This is a genomic window from Streptomyces sp. Y20 (assembly GCF_043195475.1).
GTDB lineage: Bacteria > Actinomycetota > Actinomycetes > Streptomycetales > Streptomycetaceae > Streptomyces.
In genome coordinates, this window is record NZ_JBIDDP010000001.1 from 1,028,950 (window position 1) to 1,049,830 (window position 20,881).

Annotated in this window: 15 protein-coding genes; 7 read left to right on the forward strand and 8 right to left on the reverse strand. The window is 71.0% G+C overall.

Annotated elements, in window-relative coordinates; all coding sequences use genetic code 11:
* Window positions 1-109: 109 nt before the first annotated feature.
* Window positions 110-1,066, forward strand: coding sequence for a RecB family exonuclease (locus tag ACGFT1_RS04475; protein ID WP_373907494.1), 957 nt, complete (start codon window positions 110-112; stop codon window positions 1,064-1,066).
* A gap of 14 nt (window positions 1,067-1,080) precedes the next feature.
* On the forward strand, window positions 1,081-1,752 hold the full coding sequence (locus tag ACGFT1_RS04480) for a response regulator (RefSeq protein ID WP_373907495.1): 672 nt from the start codon (window positions 1,081-1,083) through the stop codon (window positions 1,750-1,752).
* 79 nt (window positions 1,753-1,831) lie between these two features.
* Here ACGFT1_RS04480 and ACGFT1_RS04485 read toward each other — a convergent pair whose 3' ends face one another.
* The 4 genes from ACGFT1_RS04485 to metH form a co-directional block, all read right to left on the reverse strand.
* Window positions 1,832-3,412, reverse strand: a complete 1,581-nt coding sequence (locus ACGFT1_RS04485) for an ABC transporter substrate-binding protein (protein WP_373907496.1) — start codon at window positions 3,410-3,412, stop codon at window positions 1,832-1,834.
* A 97-nt stretch (window positions 3,413-3,509) separates the two neighbouring features.
* Window positions 3,510-5,114 (reverse strand): ABC transporter substrate-binding protein, encoded by a 1,605-nt coding sequence (locus tag ACGFT1_RS04490; RefSeq protein ID WP_373907497.1) that lies wholly within the window; start codon window positions 5,112-5,114, stop codon window positions 3,510-3,512.
* A 433-nt stretch (window positions 5,115-5,547) separates the two neighbouring features.
* Window positions 5,548-6,288: an HAD family hydrolase gene (locus ACGFT1_RS04495; protein ID WP_373907498.1), complete on the reverse strand. Its 741-nt coding sequence runs from the start codon at window positions 6,286-6,288 to the stop codon at window positions 5,548-5,550.
* A gap of 179 nt (window positions 6,289-6,467) precedes the next feature.
* Complete coding sequence (metH, locus tag ACGFT1_RS04500; RefSeq protein WP_373907499.1) at window positions 6,468-9,986, reverse strand: methionine synthase; 3,519 nt, start codon at window positions 9,984-9,986, stop codon at window positions 6,468-6,470.
* Between the two features lie 269 nt (window positions 9,987-10,255).
* Between metH and ACGFT1_RS04505 the strand changes: the two genes are divergently transcribed.
* The 5 genes from ACGFT1_RS04505 (at window position 10,256) to ACGFT1_RS04525 (ending at window position 16,619) form a co-directional block, all read left to right on the forward strand.
* On the forward strand, window positions 10,256-11,020 hold the full coding sequence (locus ACGFT1_RS04505) for an IclR family transcriptional regulator (RefSeq protein WP_373907500.1): 765 nt from the start codon (window positions 10,256-10,258) through the stop codon (window positions 11,018-11,020).
* A gap of 352 nt (window positions 11,021-11,372) precedes the next feature.
* Window positions 11,373-12,167, forward strand: a complete 795-nt coding sequence (locus ACGFT1_RS04510) for an MIP/aquaporin family protein (protein ID WP_373907501.1) — start codon at window positions 11,373-11,375, stop codon at window positions 12,165-12,167.
* Window positions 12,168-12,237: 70 nt separating this feature from the next.
* Window positions 12,238-13,776 carry a glycerol kinase GlpK gene (gene glpK / locus ACGFT1_RS04515; RefSeq protein ID WP_373907502.1) on the forward strand — a complete coding sequence of 513 codons (1,539 nt, stop codon included), beginning with the start codon at window positions 12,238-12,240 and terminating at the stop codon, window positions 13,774-13,776.
* A gap of 47 nt (window positions 13,777-13,823) precedes the next feature.
* Window positions 13,824-15,440 carry an FAD-dependent oxidoreductase gene (locus tag ACGFT1_RS04520; protein WP_373907503.1) on the forward strand — a complete coding sequence of 539 codons (1,617 nt, stop codon included), beginning with the start codon at window positions 13,824-13,826 and terminating at the stop codon, window positions 15,438-15,440.
* Window positions 15,441-15,626: 186 nt separating this feature from the next.
* Window positions 15,627-16,619, forward strand: a complete 993-nt coding sequence (locus tag ACGFT1_RS04525; protein WP_373907504.1) for a PAC2 family protein — start codon at window positions 15,627-15,629, stop codon at window positions 16,617-16,619.
* 699 nt (window positions 16,620-17,318) lie between these two features.
* Here ACGFT1_RS04525 and mshC read toward each other — a convergent pair.
* The 4 genes from mshC to ACGFT1_RS04545 form a co-directional block, all read right to left on the reverse strand.
* A complete protein-coding gene (gene mshC, locus ACGFT1_RS04530; RefSeq protein WP_373907505.1) occupies window positions 17,319-18,548 on the reverse strand; it encodes a cysteine--1-D-myo-inosityl 2-amino-2-deoxy-alpha-D-glucopyranoside ligase in 1,230 nt (409 codons plus the stop codon).
* Between the two features lie 114 nt (window positions 18,549-18,662).
* Window positions 18,663-19,487 carry an SCO1664 family protein gene (locus ACGFT1_RS04535; RefSeq protein WP_373907506.1) on the reverse strand — a complete coding sequence of 275 codons (825 nt, stop codon included), beginning with the start codon at window positions 19,485-19,487 and terminating at the stop codon, window positions 18,663-18,665.
* Window positions 19,451-20,041 (reverse strand): DUF3090 domain-containing protein, encoded by a 591-nt coding sequence (locus ACGFT1_RS04540; protein ID WP_373907507.1) that lies wholly within the window; start codon window positions 20,039-20,041, stop codon window positions 19,451-19,453. The genes ACGFT1_RS04535 and ACGFT1_RS04540 overlap by 37 nt, the downstream gene beginning before the upstream one ends.
* Before the next feature lie 106 nt (window positions 20,042-20,147).
* Window positions 20,148-20,834: a histidine phosphatase family protein gene (locus ACGFT1_RS04545; protein ID WP_373907508.1), complete on the reverse strand. Its 687-nt coding sequence runs from the start codon at window positions 20,832-20,834 to the stop codon at window positions 20,148-20,150.
* Window positions 20,835-20,881: the final 47 nt, after the last annotated feature.

Genomic DNA, 20,881 nt, shown 5'->3' on the forward strand with positions numbered 1-20,881 from the left:
CAGTGGCGGCACGTTCCGCCCCGGCACCCCTTGTGTTCGCCCCCCGCTCACCGGCCGACGCGGCCGGCGGGCGGGTCACTGTCGGTGCCGGGCCGTAAGGTCTGTGGGCATGGACAGCAGCATCGAGGAGGCAGCGGCCCCGGCGGCCGGCGCCGGGCACACGCCACCGGACGCCCCACCGCCGGCACCCCCGGCGGCCGGCGGGGAGCGGGCGGCCGTGGCGCCGGCCTCCCTGTCGCCGTCCCGGGCGAGTGATTTCATGCAGTGCCCGCTGCTGTACCGGTTCCGGGTGATCGACCGGCTCCCGGAGAAGCCGAGCGAGGCGGCGACGCGCGGCACGCTGGTCCACGCCGTACTGGAGCGCCTGTTCGACGCGCCCGCCGGTGAGCGGACCGTGCCACGGGCCAAGGCGCTGATCCCGGGGCAGTGGGACCGGCTGCGGGAGAGCCGCCCGGAGGTGACCGAGCTGTTCACCGACGACCCGGAGGGCGAGCGGCTGGCCCGGTGGCTCGCCGAGGCGGAGCGGCTCGTGGAGCGCTGGTTCACGCTGGAGGACCCGACGCGGCTGGAGCCCGCCGAGCGGGAGCTGTCCGTGGAGGCCGAGCTGGACTCGGGGCTGCGGCTGCGCGGGATCATCGACCGGGTGGACGTGGCACCGACCGGCGAGGTGCGGATCGTCGACTACAAGACGGGTAAGGCGCCCCGCCCCGAGTACACGGAGGGCGCCCTGTTCCAGATGAAGTTCTACGCCCTCGTGGTGTGGCGCCTGAAGCGGGTGATCCCGCGCCGGCTGCAACTGGTCTATCTCGGCAGCGGCGACGTGCTGACGTACGACCCCGTCCTCGCCGACCTGGAGCGGGTCGAACGCAAGCTGCACGCGTTGTGGGAGGCCATCAGCCAGGCCACGGAGACGGGGAACTGGCGGCCCCGGCCGACCCGGCTGTGCGGCTGGTGCGACCACCAGGCGCACTGCCCGGAGTTCGGCGGCACTCCCCCGCCCTATCCGCTGCCGGTGAGGGCGGCCGAGTCCGGGACGGTGGCGCAGGGCACAATGGGCGCGGACTAGCGAAGGAGTGTCACGTGGCCATCCGCGTCCTACTGGTCGATGACCAGCCCCTGCTGCGTACCGGCTTCCGGATGATCCTGGAGGCCGAGCAGGACCTCGCCGTCGTCGGCGAGGCCGGTGACGGTCTCCAGGCCATCGACCAGGTGCGCGCGTTGCAGCCGGATGTCGTGCTCATGGACATCCGGATGCCGCGGATGGACGGTGTGGAGGCCACCCGGCAGATCACCGGCCCCGGGCGGGACGGTCCGGCCAAGGTGCTGGTGCTGACCACGTTCGACCTGGACGAGTACGTGGTGGAGGCCCTGCGCGCGGGAGCGAGCGGCTTCCTGCTCAAGGACGCGCCCGCCAACGAACTGGTGCAGGCCATCCGGGTGGTGGCGGCCGGCGAGGCCCTGCTCGCGCCGAGCATCACCCGGCGGCTGCTGGACAAGTACGCCACGCATCTGCCCTCCGGCGAGGACCCGGTGCCGCACGCCCTGCACACCCTGACGGACCGTGAGGTCGAGGTGCTGAAGCTGGTGGCGCGCGGGCTGTCCAACGCGGAGATCGCGGCCGACCTGTTCGTCAGCGAGACGACCGTGAAAACCCATGTGGGCCACGTGCTGACGAAGCTGGGCCTGCGGGACCGGGTGCAGGCGGCGGTGTACGCGTACGAGAGCGGGTTGGTGCGCCCCGGCGCGCAGTAGCGGCGAGGCGGCCGGCCCGCCGGTACGGCGAAGGGCGCCCCTCGCGCGTGGTGAGGGGCGCCCTTCTCCATGACGATCGTCAGCTCTTGCTGAGTTCCCAGAACCGGAACACCGTCGAGGCGTCCAGGCAGTACTCCAGGCCGTAGACGCCGTCGCGGACGACCGCGTACTGCTTGGCCTGCCAGACCGGCAGGACGGGCAGTTCGTCGGCGACGATGTCCTGCAGCCTGCCGAACTGCTTGTCGGTCGCGGTCCGGTCGCTCTGCGCGGCGGTGGCGGGCAGGAGCGAACCGGTGATGGTGCGGTTGCCGTAGTTGTTCTCCAGCACGTTGCCCCTGCCGAAGAAGGGGGCCGTGAAGTTGTCGGCGTCGGGGTAGTCCGGCACCCAGCCCTTCACGTACACGCCGTACCTGCCCTGGGCGATCTCCTTCTCGTACCGGCCGAAGGGGACGGAGCGCACGTCGGCGTCGAACAGGCCACTGGCGTTCAGCTGGCCGGCGATGGCCTTCAGTTCCTCGTCGGTGGCCGGGCCGTAGCGGGACGGCGTGGACCACAGGGTGAGCTTGACCTTGCCGGTGATGCCGTCGGCGCGCAGCGCGGCGGCGGCCTTGGCGCGGGAGGGACGGGCGCCGTACGTGTCGAAGAAGGCGGTGTTGTGGCCCGCGATGCCCGCCGGGATGATCGAGTACAGCGGGGTGGCGGTGCCCTGGTACACGTTCGCGATCAGGGCGTCGCGGTCGATGAGGTAGGCCATGGCCCTGCGGACGCCGAGCTTGCCGGCCACCGGGTCCTTCATGTTGAAGACCAGGTGCTGGACCTCGGCGCTGGTGCCCTCGATGACGTCGACGCCCTTGTCGTCCTTCTGCTCGTCGAGGCCGGCGATGTCGGAGGCGGAAAGACCGCGGTAGGCGATGTCGATGCCGCCGTCGAGGAGGGACTGCTTCAGGGCGGTGCGGTCGCCGTGGAAGAACTTGAGGGTGACGCCGGAGTTCTTGACCTGGACGGTTCCCTTGTAGTTGCCGTTGACGGAGAAGACCGCCTGGTCCTTGTCGAAGGAGTCCAGCTTGTACGGGCCGGAGCCGACGGCCTTGTGGTCGGTGCGCAGGCCGTTCGCGTCGTACTGGCGGTGGTCCACGATGGAACCGGCGCCGGAGGCGACCTTGCTGGGGAAGGTGGCGTCGGGCACCTTCAGGTGGAAGACGACCGTCTTCGCGTCCGGTGTCCCGATCGTGCCGAGCATCGGGAACATGATCGCGGGACCGGCGGGGTCGTCGATCTTCAGGATGCGTTCGAAGGAGAACTTCACGTCGGCGGAGGTGAGGGGGTCACCGTTGCTGAACCTCAGGCCGTCCTTCAGTTCGCACCGGTAGACCATGGCCCGGGTGTCGGTGAAGCCGCACTGCTTCGCCAGCTCGGGTTCGGGTTCGGTCGCGCCCTTGGGAAAGCCGAGCAGCGACTGGAAGACGTTGTTGAACAACAGCCAGGAGCCGGGGTCGTAGCCGGACGCCGGGTCCGTGGCGAGGACGTCGTCGGACATCCCCATCACCACCGCGGAGCCGGTTCCCCCGGAATCGCCGGTCTCCGAGCCACAGCCGGTCAACAGGCCGGAGGCCAGCCCCGCCACGAGGGGCAGGACCGGCCACGGGTTGCGCTTGTTCACTTGAGAGGTGCCTTGTCGTCGGTCCGTCACCCCGGGACCGCCGTCCTGGCCCCGGGACCCGGGGCAGCCGTCCCTGGCCCCCGGGTGAGGAGAGCCGTCAGCCGCTCACACCACGGCCGAGCTCCCACAACTGGAGCGTAGACGACGAGTTGAGGGCGTAGGAGACCCCCGTGACGTTGTCCCGGGCGGCGACGTACTGCTTGCCCTGCCACAGCGGCAGGACCGGCACGTCGTCGGCGACGATGTCCTGGATCTCCGTCAGGCTCTTGGCGGCACCGAGCCGGTCGGCCTCACGGCGGGACTGCGGGATCAGCGAGCGCTGGATGGCGCTGTTGGCGTACGGCGAGCCGAGGAAGTTGTCCTTGTCGAGGAAGGGGGCGAGGAAGTTGTCGGCGTCGGGGAAGTCGGGGAACCAGCCCATGCCGTAGACGTCGTACGCGCCCTTCTGCTCGGCGGGCCGGAAGGTCGCCCAGGGGTGGCCCTGGACGGAGGCGTCGAACAGGCCGCTGCCGTTGAGCTGCTGCTGGAGGATCTGGAACTCCTGCTTGGTGGCCGAGCCGTAGTGGTCGGTCGTGTAGTGCAGGGTCAGCTTCACCGGCGTGGTGATACCTGCCTTGGCGAGCAGGGCCTTGGCCTTGTCGACGCTGGGGTTGCCGTACTTGTTGAAGAACGAGTTGGAGTGGCCGGTCACGGTGGCGGGGACCAGCGAGTACAGCGGCTCGGCCTGGGTGCCGTAGACCTTGGAGACCAGCTCGCCGCGGTCGATGACCTGCGCCATCGCCTGGCGTACGGCCTTGGACTTCACGCTGGTGGCGTCGGTGTTGAACGCCAGGTAGCGGATCTCCAGGCCGGGCATGTCGACCAGGTCGGCCTTGTCGTCGCTGCCGGCGTCCAGCTTCTGGATCTGGGCGGGCGACATGGTGCGCGTCATGACGTCGATGTCACCCTTGTCGAGCGCGGTCCCCATGGCGTCGGCGTCGCTGAAGGAGCGCAGCTCGACCGCGTCGTTGTGCACCGTCACGTTGCCCTTGTAGGAGGGGTTCTTGGTGAAGGTGATGCTGGTGATCGCGTTGTTCTTGACGTCGGCCTGGAGGGTGTACGGGCCGGAGCCGTCGACGTCGAAGCCGTCGCGCAGCTTGTCCTTGTCGTAGTCCTTCGGGTTGATGATGCCCGCGACCGGAGTGGACAGCTTGTACGGGAAGGTGGCGTCGGCCGTCTTCAGATGGAAGACGACCTCGCGGTCGCCCTGCGTCTCGATGGTGTCGACGGTGTTCAGCAGGGCGGAGACCCCGCTGTCGGCCTTGATGCGCAGCGCACGCTCGATGGAGTACTTGACGTCACCGGCGGTCACCTTGTCGCCGTTCGCGAACTTCAGGCCCTTGCGCAGCTTGCAGACGTAGCGCTCGCTGCCGCTGTCGGTGAAGGAGCAGCTCTCGGCGGCCTCGGGCACGGGGTCGCCCTCGCCCTTGGGCTGGGCCATCAGGGTCTGCACGGTCTGGCGCAGGATGTTCCAGGTGCCGACGTCGTAGGCGTAGGCCGGGTCGAGGGGCGCCGGGGCCGCCTTGGTGGCCGTGAACTGGTCCGTGGTACCGACGACGATGGCGTCACCGCTCTTGCTCCCGCTGTCGGTTCCGCCGCACGCGGCGAGAACCGGGGTGAGCAGGCCGGCCACCGCCGGCAGCACCAAAGTCTTGCGGTTCATGCGGGAGTTTCTCCAGAGCTGTTCGGGTCCGTGTATCCGGCATGCATGGGTGGTGCGACGGATCACGGGGGTTCGCGGTGATGTTCTCGCGACGAGGTTAGTCCGCACTCGCAGCACGCTTCACGGCCGCGTGAGTTGACCCCTCATCACGCAGTGGAACCGGTCGCGGACACACCGAAAACCCGACAGCGGCAGGATTAGTGCAGCATCCCATCAATCGGGACACAAAGACCCGTCCACGCCCTCCGATCCAGGCCGTTCAGCACAGCCCGCCGACACTGTCGACCCCCATGGGCGTGGGAAACGTCACACCCGCAACTGTGTGACGGGTCAGCACAATTCGGCCGGACGGCTCACCAGGAATTCCCCTGGTGTGCACTTCCCCGGAAATATGTCCAGCACACCCAATGGACCTCGCACGCTGGGTGAACGGCTAGCGCATTTCCGTCATCAGACCGTGCAGAAATGCCAGGTCGACCTCTTCCAGCGAGGAGACGACGGTCCGTCCGGCGGCCGGTCCGATGGGCGCCACGGAGGGTACGGCGATCACCCGGCAGCCCGCGGCCTCCGCGGCGGCGACCCCGGTCGCGGTGTCCTCGACCACGGCGCATCCGGCCGGATGCGCGCCGAGCCCCGCGGCGGCGAGCAGGTAGGGGTCCGGGAAGGGCTTGGTGCGCGAGACCTCGTCGCCCGCGACGGAGAGGGCGAAGTGGTGCGGGCCCAGCACGGACAGCACCCGGTCGATGATGCGCCGGTGGGAGGCGGAGACCAGGGCCGTGGGCATGCCGTGCCGGTGCAGCTCGCCGAGCAGACGGGCGGCGCCGGGCATCAGCGGCAGGGCGCGGTCGATGCGCTCCTCGAACCCGTCGTTGAGCAGCACCGCGAGTTCGGCGAGGGTGATGTCGGCGCCGGTGGCCTCGATGAGGAAACCCGCGCTGCGGGTCATGGGGCCGCCGACCACGACGTGCCGCCAGGAGTCGTCGAGGGTGTGGCCGAGGCGGGCGAAGACCTCCACCTCGACGTCCCACCAGAAGCCCTCGGTGTCCACCAGGGTGCCGTCCATGTCGAGAAGCACCGCCTGGAGGACGGAACCCTCGGGCGGCGCGGTCCTGCCCGCTCCGGTGCCGGCGGGAGCGGGGGGAAGGGTTCCGGGCGCGGGGACCGTGCTGGTCATCCGGGCGCACCTCCTTGAGGGACGGTCAGGCCGGTTCCCGTGCGGGGAACCGGCCTGCGGTGGACCGACCAGTGTACGACTCCGCGGGGCGAAACGTCTCGTCCGCCACTCGCGGCCCCGGGGCGCCCCGCCGGGCCCCCTGAACGGCCCAGGGGCGCCGGGGGTGCCCGCGGCGGGGGTCACCTGGCGTTGAAGTACTTCGCCTCGGGGTGGTGGATCACGATCGCGTCGGTGGACTGCTCGGGGTGGAGCTGGAACTCCTCCGACAGGTGCACGCCGATCCGCTCCGGCTGGAGGAGGTCGGCGATCTTGGCCCGGTCCTCCAGATTGGGGCAGGCGCCGTAGCCGAGGGAGAATCGGGCGCCCCGGTACCCGAGGGCGAACATGTCCTCGATGGCGGCCGGGTCCTCGCCGGCGAAGCCGAGTTCGGAACGGACGCGGGCGTGCCAGTACTCGGCGAGGGCTTCGGCCAACTGCACGGACAGGCCGTGCAGTTCGAGGTAGTCGCGGTAGGCGTTGGCCTCGAAGAGCCGGGCCGTCTCCTCACCGATGCGCGAGCCGACGGTGACGACCTGGAGGCCGACCACGTCCGTCTCCCCCGACTCCTCCGGGCGGAAGAAGTCGGCCAGGCACAGGCGCCGGCCGCGGCGCTGGCGCGGGAAGGTGAACCGGGTGCGCTCGTTGCCCTGCTCGTCCAGGATGATCAGGTCGTCGTCCTTGGAGACGCACGGGAAGTAGCCGTAGACCACGGCCGCCTCCAGCAGGTTCTCCGTCTGGAGGCGGTCGAGCAGGCCGCGCAGGCGCGGCCGGCCCTCGGTCTCCACCAGTTCCTCGTACGACGGCCCCTCACCGGTGCGGGCCTGCTTCAGCCCCCACTGGCCCTTGAACAGGGCGCCCTCGTCCAGCCAGCTCGCGTACTCCTTGAGCTGGATGCCCTTGACGACCCGGGTGCCCAGGAACGGCGGGACGGGCAGGGGGTTGTCGGTGGCGACGTCGGAGCGGACGTGGCCCTCCTCCGGGCGCTCCTCGGCCTCCTCGACGACGGCCGCGGCCCGCACCCGGCGCTGCTTCAGCTCGGGCAGCTTCGCGCCGGGCACGCCCCGCTTGACGCCGATCAGCGCGTCCATCAGGCGCAGGCCCTCGAACGCGTCACGGGCGTAGCGGACCTCGCCCTCGTAGACCTCGTGCAGATCCTGCTCGACGTAGGCCCTGGTCAGGGCGGCGCCGCCGAGGATGACCGGGAAGCGGGCGGCGAGACCGCGCTGGTTCAGCTCCTCCAGGTTCTCCTTCATGATCACCGTGGACTTGACCAGCAGCCCCGACATGCCGATGACGTCCGCCCGGTGCTCCTCGGCCGCCTCCAGGATCGCGGAGACGGGCTGCTTGATGCCCAGGTTGACGACGTTGTAGCCGTTGTTGGAGAGGATGATGTCGACCAGGTTCTTGCCGATGTCGTGCACGTCGCCGCGCACGGTCGCGAGGACGATGGTGCCCTTCCCGTCGGCGTCCGACTTCTCCATGTGCGGTTCCAGGTGGGCGACGGCCGCCTTCATGACCTCGGCGGACTGGAGGACGAACGGCAGCTGCATCTGGCCGGAACCGAACAGCTCGCCGACCACCTTCATGCCGTCCAGCAGGGTGTCGTTGACGATGTCGAGCGCGGGCCGGTCCCGGAGGGCCTCGTCGAGGTCCGCCTCCAGGCCGTTGCGCTCGCCGTCGATGATGCGGCGCTTGAGGCGCTCCTCCAGCGGCAGCGCGGCCAGTTCCTCGGCGCGGCCGGCCTTCAGGGACTTCGCGGTGGCGCCCTCGAAGAGCTGCATGAGCTTCTGGAGGGGGTCGTAGCCCTCGGCGCGGCGGTCGTGGATGAGGTCGAGGGCCGTGCGGACCTCCTCCTCGCTGAAGCGGGCGATAGGCAGGATCTTGCTCGCGTGCACGATCGCCGAGTCGAGTCCGGCCTTGACGCACTCGTCCAGGAAGACGGAGTTCAGCAGGATGCGGGCGGCCGGGTTGAGGCCGAAGGAGATGTTCGACAGGCCCAGCGTGGTCTGCACCGCCGGGTGGCGCTTCTTCAGCTCGCGGATCGCCTCGATGGTGGCGACGCCGTCCTTGCGGGACTCCTCCTGACCGGTGCAGATGGTGAAGGTCAGGGTGTCGATGAGGATGTCCTCCTCGTGGATGCCCCAGTTCCCGGTGAGGTCCGCGATCAGCCGCTCGGCGATCTCGACCTTCTTCTCGGGGGTGCGGGCCTGGCCCTCCTCGTCGATGGTGAGCGCGATCAGGGCGGCGCCGTGCTCCCGCGCCAGCCGCGTGACCTTCACGAACCGCGAGTCGGGTCCGTCGCCGTCCTCGTAGTTCACGGAGTTGATCACCGCGCGCCCGCCGAGCTTCTCCAGGCCCGCCCTGATGACCTCGACCTCGGTGGAGTCCAGGACGATCGGCAGTGTGGAGGCGGTGGCGAAGCGGCCGGCCAGTTCCTCCATGTCGGCGACGCCGTCACGGCCGACGTAGTCCACGCACAGGTCGAGCATGTGCGCGCCCTCGCGGATCTGCTCGCGGGCGATCTCCACACAGTCGTCCCAGCGCGCCTCCAGCATGGCGTCGCGGAACTTCTTGGAGCCGTTGGCGTTGGTGCGCTCGCCGATGGCCAGGTAGGCGGTGTCCTGGCGGAACGGCACCGACTGGTAGAGGGAGGCGGCGCCCGGCTCGGGGCGCGGGTCGCGCTCGGCCGGGGCGAGGTCCCGGACGCGCTCCACGACCTGGCGCAGGTGCTCGGGGGTGGTGCCGCAGCAGCCGCCGACGAGGGACAGGCCGTAGTCCTGTACGAAGTTCTCCTGCGCGTCCGCCAGGCCCTCGGGGCCGAGCGGGAAGTGGGCGCCGTCCTTGGTGAGGATGGGCAGACCGGCGTTGGGCATGCACAGCAGCGGGATGCGGGAGTGCCGGGTGAGGTAGCGCAGGTGCTCGCTCATCTCGGCCGGGCCGGTCGAGCAGTTCAGGCCGATCATGTCGATGCCGAGCGGCTCCAGCGCGGTGAGCGCGGCGCCGATCTCGGAGCCCAGCAGCATGGTGCCGGTGGTCTCGAAGGCCATCGAGACCAGCAGCGGGACCTCGACGCCGAGCCGCTCCATGGCGTTGCGCGCGCCGAGGACGGAGGCCTTGGTCTGCAGGAGGTCCTGGGTGGTCTCGACGATCAGGGCGTCGGCGCCGCCCTCGAGCAGGCCCTCGGCGTTCGCCTGGAAGCCGTCCCGGATGGTGGTGAAGGCGATGTGGCCGAGGGTGGGCAGCTTGGTGCCGGGGCCGATGGAGCCGAGGACCCAGCGCCGGCGGCCGTCCGCGGCGGCGTACGCGTCGGCGACCTCGCGGGCGATGCGGGCGCCGGCCTCGGACAGCTCGTACACGCGGTCGGGGATGTCGTACTCCGCCATGGCCGCGTGGTTGGCCCCGAAGGTGTTGGTCTCGACGCAGTCGACGCCCACGGAGAAGTACGCCTCGTGGACGGAGCGGACGATGTCGGGGCGGGTGATGTTGAGGATCTCGTTGCAGCCCTCGAGGTTCTCGAAGTCCTCGAGGGTGGGGTCCTGGGCCTGGAGCATGGTGCCCATGGCTCCGTCGGCGACCACCACACGGGTGGCCAGTGCCTCGCGGAGCTCGGACACCCGGGTCCGGCTGTCGGCGGAAGGGGACGTGGGCAACGAGGCCATGAAGGGGCTCCCTGGGCTGCGACGGCTGTCGGCTATGCGGATTCCCCGGCAGGCAGGGTTGCCGCACGGCGCCACAGTAGCCGGGAGTCGGCTTGGATGGGCACCTACGTCCACGGAACGGACGCCTCCGACCCGGGCCGGAGGCTGTGTAACAGGTGTCGTCCGACCATTGGCGGGAGATCGGCAAGGACCGGTAGTGTTCGGCATTGCCGAACGGCGGATAGGGCATGGTGCCTACGGCAGTCGAAGGGGACGGAGGCAGGACGGCGATGGCACGGAACATCCAGTCGCTCGAACGGGCGGCCGCGATGCTGCGGCTGCTCGCGGGCGGCGAGCGGCGGCTCGGCCTCTCGGACATCGCCTCGTCGCTGGGCCTCGCCAAGGGCACCGCCCACGGCATCCTGCGCACCCTCCAGCACGAGGGCTTCGTGGAGCAGGACGACGCCTCGGGGCGCTACCAGCTGGGCGCGGAGCTGCTGCGCCTCGGCACCACCTACCTGGACGTGCACGAACTGCGGGCCCGGGCCCTGGTGTGGGCCGACGACCTGGCCCGCTCCAGCGGCGAGAGCGTGTACCTGGGCGTCCTGCACCAGCAGGGCGTCCTGATCGTGCACCACGTCTTCCGGCCCGACGACAGCCGGCAGGTGCTGGAGATCGGCGCCATGCAGCCGCTGCACTCCACGGCACTGGGCAAGGTGCTGTCGGCCTACGACCCGGTGGCGCACAGCGAGGCGCTGGAGGCCGACCGGAAGGCGTTCACGGACCGCACGGTGTGCGACCCCGGGGACTTCGAGCACCTCCTGGACGTCACGCGCGCGCGTGGGTACGCCGCAGACGTGGAGGAGACCTGGGAGGGAGTGGCCTCGCTCGCCGCCCCCATCCACGACCGGCGCCGCATGCCCGTGGGCGCGGTCGGCATCACCGGGGCCGTGGAACGGCTGTGCCGGGAGGGCAAGCTGCGCCCGGAGCTGATCGCGGCGGTGCGGGACTGCGCCCGCGCGGTCTCCCGCGACCTGGGCGCCGGACGGTTCTGAGCAGGGGCTGAGGCACGGAACGACCGGGACGTCAGGCGGCGTTCCGGCTGCCGACCTACCCTGAAACGGACAAACAGGATCACAATGTATCCCCGCACCCGGTCTGCACCCGAAGGCCGATAGGCCGTAGCGATCAATAACGATCCTGTTTTCGATAACAGAACCCTTGACGCACGCGTAACGCCGAAGCAAGACTCCCGTCCATCGGTCGGCATTGTCGAACACCTACCGGCAATACGCGCTAGAGTGTGACAACGCCAGAGGCCGGCCAGCTCTCACCCCCTGAGGGCGCCAGACCCCCGGCGGGAACCGGGGTCCGGCTACCCCTGGACGAAGGACAAAGGAGTCGCGGGTGTCCAGCTCCGACATCTTCATCGGCGAGACCATCGGTACCGCCATACTCATCCTGCTCGGCGGCGGCGTCTGTGCCGCTGTCACGCTGAAGGCCTCCAAGGCCCGTAACGCCGGTTGGCTCGCCATCGCCTTCGGGTGGGGCTTCGCCGTCATGACGGCCGTGTACATCTCCGGACCGCTGTCCGGCGCCCACCTCAACCCGGCCGTCACCGTCGCCCTGGCCATCAAGGACAGCGACTGGAGCAACGTCCCGACCTACTTCGCCGGCCAGCTGCTCGGCGCCGTGATCGGCGCGGCCCTGGTGTGGGTCGCCTACTACGGACAGTTCCAGGCGCACCTGACCGACAAGGAGATCGTCGGCGGTCCGGGCGCGCAGGACACCTCCGTGAAGGCCGTGGAGGCCCAGGAGAAGGGCGCCGGCCCGGTCCTCGGCATCTTCTCCACCGGTCCGGAGATCCGCAACGTGGTGCAGAACCTCGCCACGGAGATCATCGGCACCGTCGTGCTGATCCTCGCGGTCCTCACCCAGGGCCTGAACGACAAGGGCAACGGCCTCGGCGTCCTCGGCGGACTGATCACCGCGCTCGTGGTCGTGTCGATCGGCCTCTCCCTGGGCGGCCCGACGGGCTACGCCATCAACCCGGCCCGTGACCTGGGCCCGCGCATCGTGCACGCCCTCCTGCCGCTGCCCAACAAGGGCGGTTCCGACTGGAGCTACGCCTGGATCCCGGTGGTCGGTCCGCTGATCGGCGCCGCGATCGCCGCAGGCATCTACAACGTCGCGTTCGCCTAGGAAGCCCCCGAGCCTTCGCGTACGCGCCGTACGTACAGCCCCACCACCACGGACCTTTCAGGAGCACACAGTGACCGACGCCCACACCGCAGGCCCGTTCATCGCCGCCATCGACCAGGGCACGACCTCCTCGCGCTGCATCGTCTTCGACCGGGACGGCCGCATCGTCTCCGTCGACCAGAAGGAGCACGAGCAGATCTTCCCCAAGCCGGGCTGGGTCGAGCACAACGCCAACGAGATCTGGACCAACGTCCAGGAGGTCGTCGCCGGAGCCGTCGAGAAGGCCGGCATCACCCGCGACGACATCAAGGCCATCGGCATCACCAACCAGCGCGAGACCACCGTGCTGTGGGACAAGAACACCGGTGAGCCCGTCCACAACGCCATCGTCTGGCAGGACACCCGCACCGACGCCCTCTGCCGCGAGCTGGGCCGCAACGTCGGCCAGGACCGCTTCCGCCGCGAGACCGGGCTGCCGCTCGCGTCCTACTTCGCCGGGCCCAAGGCCCGCTGGCTGCTCGACCACGTCGACGGCCTGAAGGAGCGCGCCGAGGCGGGCGACATCCTCTTCGGCACCATGGACAGCTGGGTCATCTGGAACCTCACCGGCGGTGTCGACGGCGGCAGGCACGTCACCGACGTCACCAACGCCTCCCGCACCATGCTGATGAACCTGCACACGATGCAGTGGGACGAGAAGATCGCCGAGTCGATCGGTGTGCCCCTCCAGATCCTGCCCGAGATCCGCTCCTCCGCCGAGGTGTACGGCGAGGTCACCGGCGGCCGGCTCGGCGATCTGCTCGGCGGCATCCCGGTCGCCTCCGCGCTCGGTGACCAGCAGGCGGCCCTGTTCGGCCAGACCTGTTTCTCCGAGGGCGAGACGAAGTCGACCTACGGCACCGGCACCTTCATGGTCATGAACACCGGCTCCAAGATCATCAACTCCTACGCCGGTCTGCTGACCACCGTCGGCTACAAGATCGGCGAGCAGCCGACGGTGTACGCCCTGGAGGGCTCCATCGCCGTCACCGGCTCGCTGGTGCAGTGGATGCGCGACCAGATGGGCCTGATCTCCACCGCCGCCGAGATCGAGACGCTCGCGCTCTCGGTCGAGGACAACGGCGGCGCCTACTTCGTGCCGGCCTTCTCCGGCCTGTTCGCCCCGCACTGGCGCTCCGACGCCCGCGGTGTGATCGCCGGCCTGACCCGGTACGTGACCAAGGCGCACCTCGCGCGCGCCGTCCTCGAGGCGACCGCCTGGCAGACGCGGGAGATCGCCGACGCCATGGTCAAGGACTCCGGCGACGAGCTGGTGACCCTGAAGGTCGACGGCGGCATGACCGCCAACAACCTGCTGATGCAGAACCTCGCCGACGTCCTGGACGCCCCCGTGGTGCGCCCGATGGTCGCCGAGACCACCTGCCTCGGCGCCGCCTACGCCGCCGGCCTCGCCGTCGGCTTCTGGTCCAGCACCGACGAACTGCGCGCCAACTGGCGCCGGGCCGCCGAATGGACCCCCCGCATGGACGCGGAGACCCGCGACCGTGAGTACAAGAACTGGCTCAAGGCCGTAGAGCGGACCATGGGCTGGCTCGAAGACGAGGACTGAGCGGTTCCCCCGGCTCAGTCAGCTCTGACGAGGAGTAAGTACCCGACATGACCAGTCAGTCCACCCTGAAGTCCGTGCCTGCCCTGGGGACGCACCCGGCCTCCGGCTCGAATCCGAGCCGCGCCGAGACCAGGGAGCAGCTCGCCAAGGCGTCGTACGACCTTCTTGTGATCGGCGGCGGCATCCTGGGCATCTCCACCGCCTGGCACGCCGCGCAGTCCGGTCTCAGGGTGGCGCTGGTCGACGCCGGCGACTTCGCCGGCGCCACCTCCTCCGCCTCGTCCAAGCTGCTCCACGGCGGTCTGCGCTACCTGCAGACCGGCGCGGTGAAGCTGGTGGCGGAGAACCACTTCGAGCGCCGTGCGGTCTCCCGCCAGGTGGCCCCCCACCTGGCGAACCCGCTCACTTTCTACCTCCCCGTGTACAAGGGCGGGCCGCACGGCGCGGCGAAGCTCGGCGCGGGCGTCTTCGCCTACTCCGCGCTCTCCGCGTTCGGTGACGGCGTCGGCCACCTCCTCTCGCCCGCCAGGGCGGCGCAGGACGTGCCCGAGCTGCGCACCGAGAACCTCAAGGCCGTGGCCGTGTACGGCGACGACCAGATGAACGACGCCCGCATGGCGCTGATGACGGTCCGCGCGGCCGTCGAGGCCGGCGCGGTCGTCCTGAACCACGCCGAGGTCACCGGGCTGCGCTTCACCCAGGGCCGGGTCACCGGCGCCGAGCTCAAGGACCGGACCTCCGGTGACGAGTTCGGGGTCAACGCCCGCCTGGTGCTGAACGCGACCGGTCCCTGGGTCGACCACCTGCGCAAGCTGGAGGACCCGAACGCGGCTCCGTCCATCCGCCTGTCGAAGGGCGCGCACCTGGTCCTCAAGCGCACCTCTCCGTGGAAGGCCGCGCTCGCGACCCCGATCGACAAGTACCGCATCACCTTCGCCCTCCCCTGGGAGGACATGCTGCTGCTCGGCACCACCGACGAGGAGTACGAGGGCGACCCGGCGGACGTGTCCGTCACCGAGAAGGACATAGCCCAGATCCTGGACGAGGCCGCGTTCTCCGTCCGGGACCAGCAGCTGCGGCGTGACCTCATCACCTACTCGTTCGCCGGTCTGCGGGTGCTGCCGGGCGGCCCCGGCGACACCGCCAAGGCCAAGCGCGAGACGGTGGTGACCGAGGGCCGGGGCGGCATGCTGTCCGTCGCGGGCGGCAAGTGGACGACGTTCCGCCACATCGGCCGTACGATCATGAAGAAGCTGGAGGCGCTGCCGGGGCACCCGCTCGGTGACGACTTCGAGCCGATCTCCTCGCTGCCGAAGAAGATGCCGCTGCCCGGTGTCGCCAACCCGCGCGCGGTCGCCCACCGCCTGCTGGTGGACAACCCGGCCCCCGGCCCGCGCATGGCCGCCGACACCGCCCGGCACCTGGCCACCCACTACGGCTCCCTGGCCTTCGACATCGCCCGCCTGGCGAACGAGAGCCCGGAGCTGGCCGAGCGGGTCCACCCCGACGCCCCGGAGATCTGGGCCCAGGTCGTCTGGGCCCGCGACCACGAGTGGGCCGAGACTCCGGACGACGTGCTGCGCCGCCGGACCACGCTGACCATCCGCGGCCTGGCCACGGACGACGTCCGCACGAAGGTCCAGGACCTCCTCGACCGCAAGTAGGCCCGCACGCGCAAGGGCGGCCCCACCCCGGTGGGGCCGCCCTTGCGCGTGCCGAGCAGGGGTGTTCCCGGCCGGGGAACGGGGCAGTGATCCGTTCACTCCCCCGTGCGAGGGGGCTGCGGGCGCCCCCGCCGGACGCCGTAAGGTTGGTGAGTCAAGCGAGGGCACGTCGGAAGGAGGCACTGGGTGATCGAGCTGGAGGGGGTTCCCGAGCTGATCGACCCAGTCATGGTGGCCGCGTTCGAGGGCTGGAACGATGCCGGCGACGCCGCCTCCACGGCGGTCGCGCATCTCGAACGCGAGTGGAAGGGCGAGGTGTTCGCGGCGCTGGACGCCGAGGACTACTACGACTTCCAGGTGAACCGCCCCACGGTGTTCATGGACGGCGGTGTGCGAAAGATCACGTGGCCGACGACCAGGCTGTCGGTGGTCCGCGTCGGCGGCGACAAACCTCGGGACCTGGTGCTGGTGCGCGGTATCGAACCGTCGATGCGCTGGCGCTCGTTCTGCAACGAACTGCTCGGCTTCGCGCACGAGCTGGGCGTGGAGCTGGTGGTCATCCTGGGCGCCCTGCTCGGGGACACGCCGCACACGCGGCCGGTGCCGGTCAGCGGGGTCACCTCCGACCCGGACCTGGCCCAGCGGATGGACCTGGAGGAGACCAAGTACGAGGGCCCCACGGGCATCGTCGGCGTCCTCCAGGAGGCGTGCACGCACGCCGGTGTCCCGACGGTCTCGCTGTGGGCGGCCGTACCGCACTACGTCTCCCAGCCGCCCAACCCCAAGGCCACGCTGGCACTTCTCAACCGTCTGGAGGACCTGCTCGACGTGCGCCTTCCGCTCGGTGAGCTGCCCGAGGACGCGCGGGCCTGGCAGGTGGGCGTGGACCAGCTGGCCGCCGAGGACAACGAGGTCGCCGAGTACGTCCAGTCGCTCGAGGAGGCCCGGGACACCGCGGAGCTGCCGGAGGCGTCGGGCGAGGCCATCGCCCGCGAGTTCGAGCGGTACCTGCGGCGGCGGGACATCGGCCCGCCGGGCGGCCACGCCACCGCGGAGGGCGGGGAGGGCGGCTCGTTCCTGCGGGACAGCCCGGGCGGCCGGACCCGCCCGGCGAAGCCGCCCAGGCCGGACGCGGCCGAGGGCGACGACCAGGACAAGGGTGACGCCGCCGAGGACTGAGCGGACACACGGAGAGGGGTGGTACGCGGCGCGCGTACCGCCCCTCTGCGTCGTACGGCCGCCGCTGCGGAGGGCAACCGGCGCTCGGGGGCCGGCCGCGCGGACCGGTTGCGCGCCCCAGCCGCGCGAGCGCGGCACGGCCGGCACACGGACCGCCGCTCACGACGCTTCGTGCGCACCCCTCGCGGCAGCTCGTGCGGACCACTCACGGCCGATCGCACGGACCCGGCGCGGACCTGCACGGCCGGCCGGCCGCACGAACCCCGTCACAGCCGCTCACGCGGACCCGGCACGACCGGTCAGCGGCCTGAGGCCGGCCAGGGCGGTGGTGCGTCTGCGGTGGGAACTCCTGGGGTTCCGGGAGCGGCTCACGCGAACCGGTCACGGCCGCTCCCGCCGGCCCGGCACGCCCACTTCCGCGGGACCGGCACGGACGGCCGCGGACCGGCCGTAACCGGTCCGCGCTCGTAGGTGTGACTGCGCGTGCCGGCTCGGCGGGAGCGGCCCTGACCCGGCTCGTGTGAGACACGTGAGCGGCGTGCCGGCTCCGGAGGAGTGGTCGTGCCGGTCAGCGGGAGTGGTGATCGGTCCGCGCGGGTCCGTGTGCCCCGGTCAGCTCTCTGCCGCCGACCCGGCCCGGGCGGTCGCGCCGGCGCCTGCGGCCGCTCGCGCGGGCGTGAGCGGCCGCAGGGGCACTTTCTAGAGCGCCACGCCGAGCAGTGCGTCGACGGCTCGGGAGGTCAGGCCGGGGGCGCCGGGGTCGGTGCCGCCGTCCCGCTCCTGCCGGGCCGCCCAGCGGTCCACCGCGGCGAGCGCGGCCGGTGCGTCCAGGTCGTCGGCCAGTGCCTCGCGGATCTCCTCCACGAGCGCGTCGGCGGACGGGCCGTCGGGCCGGGAGACGGCCGCGCGCCAGCGGCCGAGACGGGCCACGGCGTCCTGGAGGACCTGGTCGGTCCACTCCCAGTCGGCACGGTAGTGGTGGGCCAGCAGCGCGAGCCGGATCGCCGCCGGGTCGACGCCGTCGCGGCGCAGCCGCGAGATGAACACCAGGTTCCCCTTGGACTTGGACATCTTCTCGCCGTCCAGGGCGACCATGCCGGCGTGCACGTACGCCCGGGCCATCGGGAACTCGCCGGTGAGCACCTGGGCGTGCGAGGCGCCCATCTCGTGGTGCGGGAAGGCCAGGTCTGAGCCGCCGCCCTGGACGTCGAAGCCCATGCCGAGGTGGTCGAGGGCGATGGCCACGCACTCGATGTGCCAGCCGGGCCGGCCCCGGCCGAGGGTGCCGCCGTCCCAGCTGGGCTCGCCGGGCCGGGCCGCCGACCACAGCATCGGGTCCAGTGGGTTCTTCTTGCCCGGACGGTCCGGGTCGCCGCCGCGCTCGGCGGACAGCAGCCGCATGGCGGCGGCGTCCAGGTTCGAGACCGTGCCGAAGTGCGGGTCGGACTCGACGGAGAAGTAGACGTCCCCGTCGAGCTCGTAGGCCGCGCCGAGGTCGCGCAGTCGTTCCACCAGCGGCACGATGCCGGGTATCGCCTCGACGGCGCCTATGTAGTGCCGCGGCGGGAGCATCCGCAGGGCGGTCATGTCCTCGCGGAAGAGGGCCGTCTCCTTCTCGGCGAGGGCGACCCAGTCGACGCCGTCCCGCTCCGCGCGCTCCAGCAGCGGATCGTCGACGTCGGTGACGTTCTGGACGTAGTGGACCTGCCGCTTGGTGTCGAGCCACACGCGCTGGACGAGGTCGAACGCGTTGTAGGTCGCCGCGTGACCCATGTGGGTCGCGTCGTACGGGGTGATGCCGCAGACATAGATTCGGGCGACGGGACCGGGGTCGAGGGTGACCGGACCGCCGGTCGCGGTGTCGTGGATCCTCAGGTCGCGGCCCTGACCAGGCAGGGCGGGGACCTCGGAAGCGGGCCAGGCATGCATGTACATGAGCCTAACCGGCGTAGAGCTGCGCGTACGAACGAGATCGGGCCGGACGGCCGGTTCCGCGCTCTTGCGTCTCGGCGCCGAATGTGCTGACCCGCACGGGCGCGGCCCTCACACGGGCGGCCAGGGGATCGCCGGCCACTCCCCGCTCGGCTCCGGGTGCAGGCCCGAGGCGAGCAGCGCTTCGACACGCGCGCGCGTGGCGTCCGTCTCGGCCTTCGTGACCAGCCCGCCCAGCCGCTCGCCCAGCGGCCCGTCCAGGGCGTCCCGCAGCCCCTTGAGGACACCGACGGCCTCCGCGGTCAGGGGTTCCCCGGCCCAGCCCCACAGCAGCGTGCGCAGCTTGTTCTCGACGTTGAAGGTGACGCCGTGGTCGATACCGTAGAGCCGCCCGTCGGCGGTGGGCAGCAGATGGCCGCCCTTGCGGTCGGCGTTGTTGATCACCGCGTCGAGGACGGCGAGCCGGCGCAGCCGCTCGTCGTCGGCGTGCACCAGCAGCGCGGTGCGTCCCTCACCGACCTCGGCGAACCCGATCGCCTTCCAGCCCGGCTCCGGTTCCTCGCCGTCCACCAGGGCGAGCAGCTCCGCCTCGGGGCTGACGTCGATCCAGAGCTGGCACATGCCCTCGCCGTACGGTCCGTCGCGCAGCACGGTCGGCGGCACGAGCCCCCAGCCGGTGGCCTCGGAGACCTCGTAGGCGGCCACCTCACGGCCGGCGAGGTGGCCGTCGGGGAAGTCCCACAGGGGCCTCTCCCCCGCCACCGGCTTGTACACGCAGGAGGCTTCCCGGCCGTCCAGGGCGACCGTGCAGAACAGCGCCGCGTTGGACGCCTCGCGGATGCGCCCGCGCACGGTCAGCTCACCGCGCGCGAGCAGCTCGGCGGGGTTCGGGTCCGCCGTCACGCTCCGCGGCGGTATCCGTTCTGGCGCGGACATACGTGTCCTTCCGGATCGAGCGGGAGGCTGCACAGCGGGCACGGCGGCCGTCCGGCGTTGACGATGTCGAGGGCGCGCTTGGCGAAGGCCCGGGCCTGCGCTCCGGTCAGCCGGACCCGCAGCATCGGGGGCCCGTTCTCCTCGTCCTGGAGCAGCCGCTCCTCGGCCTCGGCGAGGTCCTCCTCGGTGTCGGCGTCCAGCTCGACCAGAGCCTGCGCCTCGACGATCATGCGCTGGTCCTCGCCGTCCCAGGCCAGCGCCATGGTGCCGACGCGGAACTCCTCCTCGACGGGGCTCTCCAGCGGGGCGGTGTCGCTGATCTCCGAGGGCGCCACGGCGGGCACGGCGGCGCTGCCGCCACTGCGCCGTACGACCTCGTCGAGCAGTTCGTCCATGCGCTCGGCGAGCGCGGCGACCTGGGTCTTCTCCAGGACCACGCTGGTCACCCGGGGGCCTGCGGTGGCCTGGAGGAAGAACGTACGGCGCCCGGGCAGTCCGACCGTGCCGGCCACGAAGCGGTCCGGCTGGTCGTAGAGGAACACCTGACGGGACACGTCCTGTCTCCATTGATTCGAGAGGTGCGGTGCGGGTCATTCGGGTTCACGGCTGTTCGCGGATGCGCGGCCCGTGCGGACCGCTTCACCCTACTGCGGCCGACGATCACGGTGCGCCCGCACCACCCCCGACCGGTGCGTCGCCCTCGCCGTGTTCCTCGCGCGGGACGAGCGAAGCGAAATCCCCGGTGTCGCCGAGGCGGACGAGGAACGGCCGCAGGCGGGTGTAGCGGATCGCGGTGACGGAACACGGCTCGACGGAAACCCGCTGGAAGAGGTCGAGATGGAGCCCCAGGGCGTCGGCGACGAGCGACTTGATGATGTCGCCGTGGGAGCACATGAGGTAGACGGCGTCAGCGCCGTGATCGCGCTCCACGCGCGCGTTCCACTCGCGTACGGCCTCGGCGGCGCGGGTCTGCATGGACCGCATCGACTCACCGCCGGGGAAGGCGGCGGCGGACGGGTGGGTTTGGACGACCTCCATCAGCGGCTCGTCCGTCAGTTCGGCGAGCTTGCGGCCGGTCCAGTCCCCGTAGTGGCACTCACCGATCCGCTCGTCGGTGTGGGCGCGCAGCTCCGGGCGGGCGTCGAGCAGCGGCCGCACGGTCTCCTGGCAGCGCTGGAGCGGGCTGACGACCACTTCGCGGAGCGGCAGGCCGGCGAGCCGGCCGGGCAGCGCGGCGGCCTGCGCGATGCCGCGCTCGTCCAGGGCGACGCCGGGCGTCCAGCCGGCGAGGAGGCCAGAGGTGTTGGCAGTGGAACGTCCGTGCCTTACGAGGATCAGCGTGGGCATGCGGACAGGGTAGGCGCATCACGTGATGTGCCGATGATCGGCCGAAG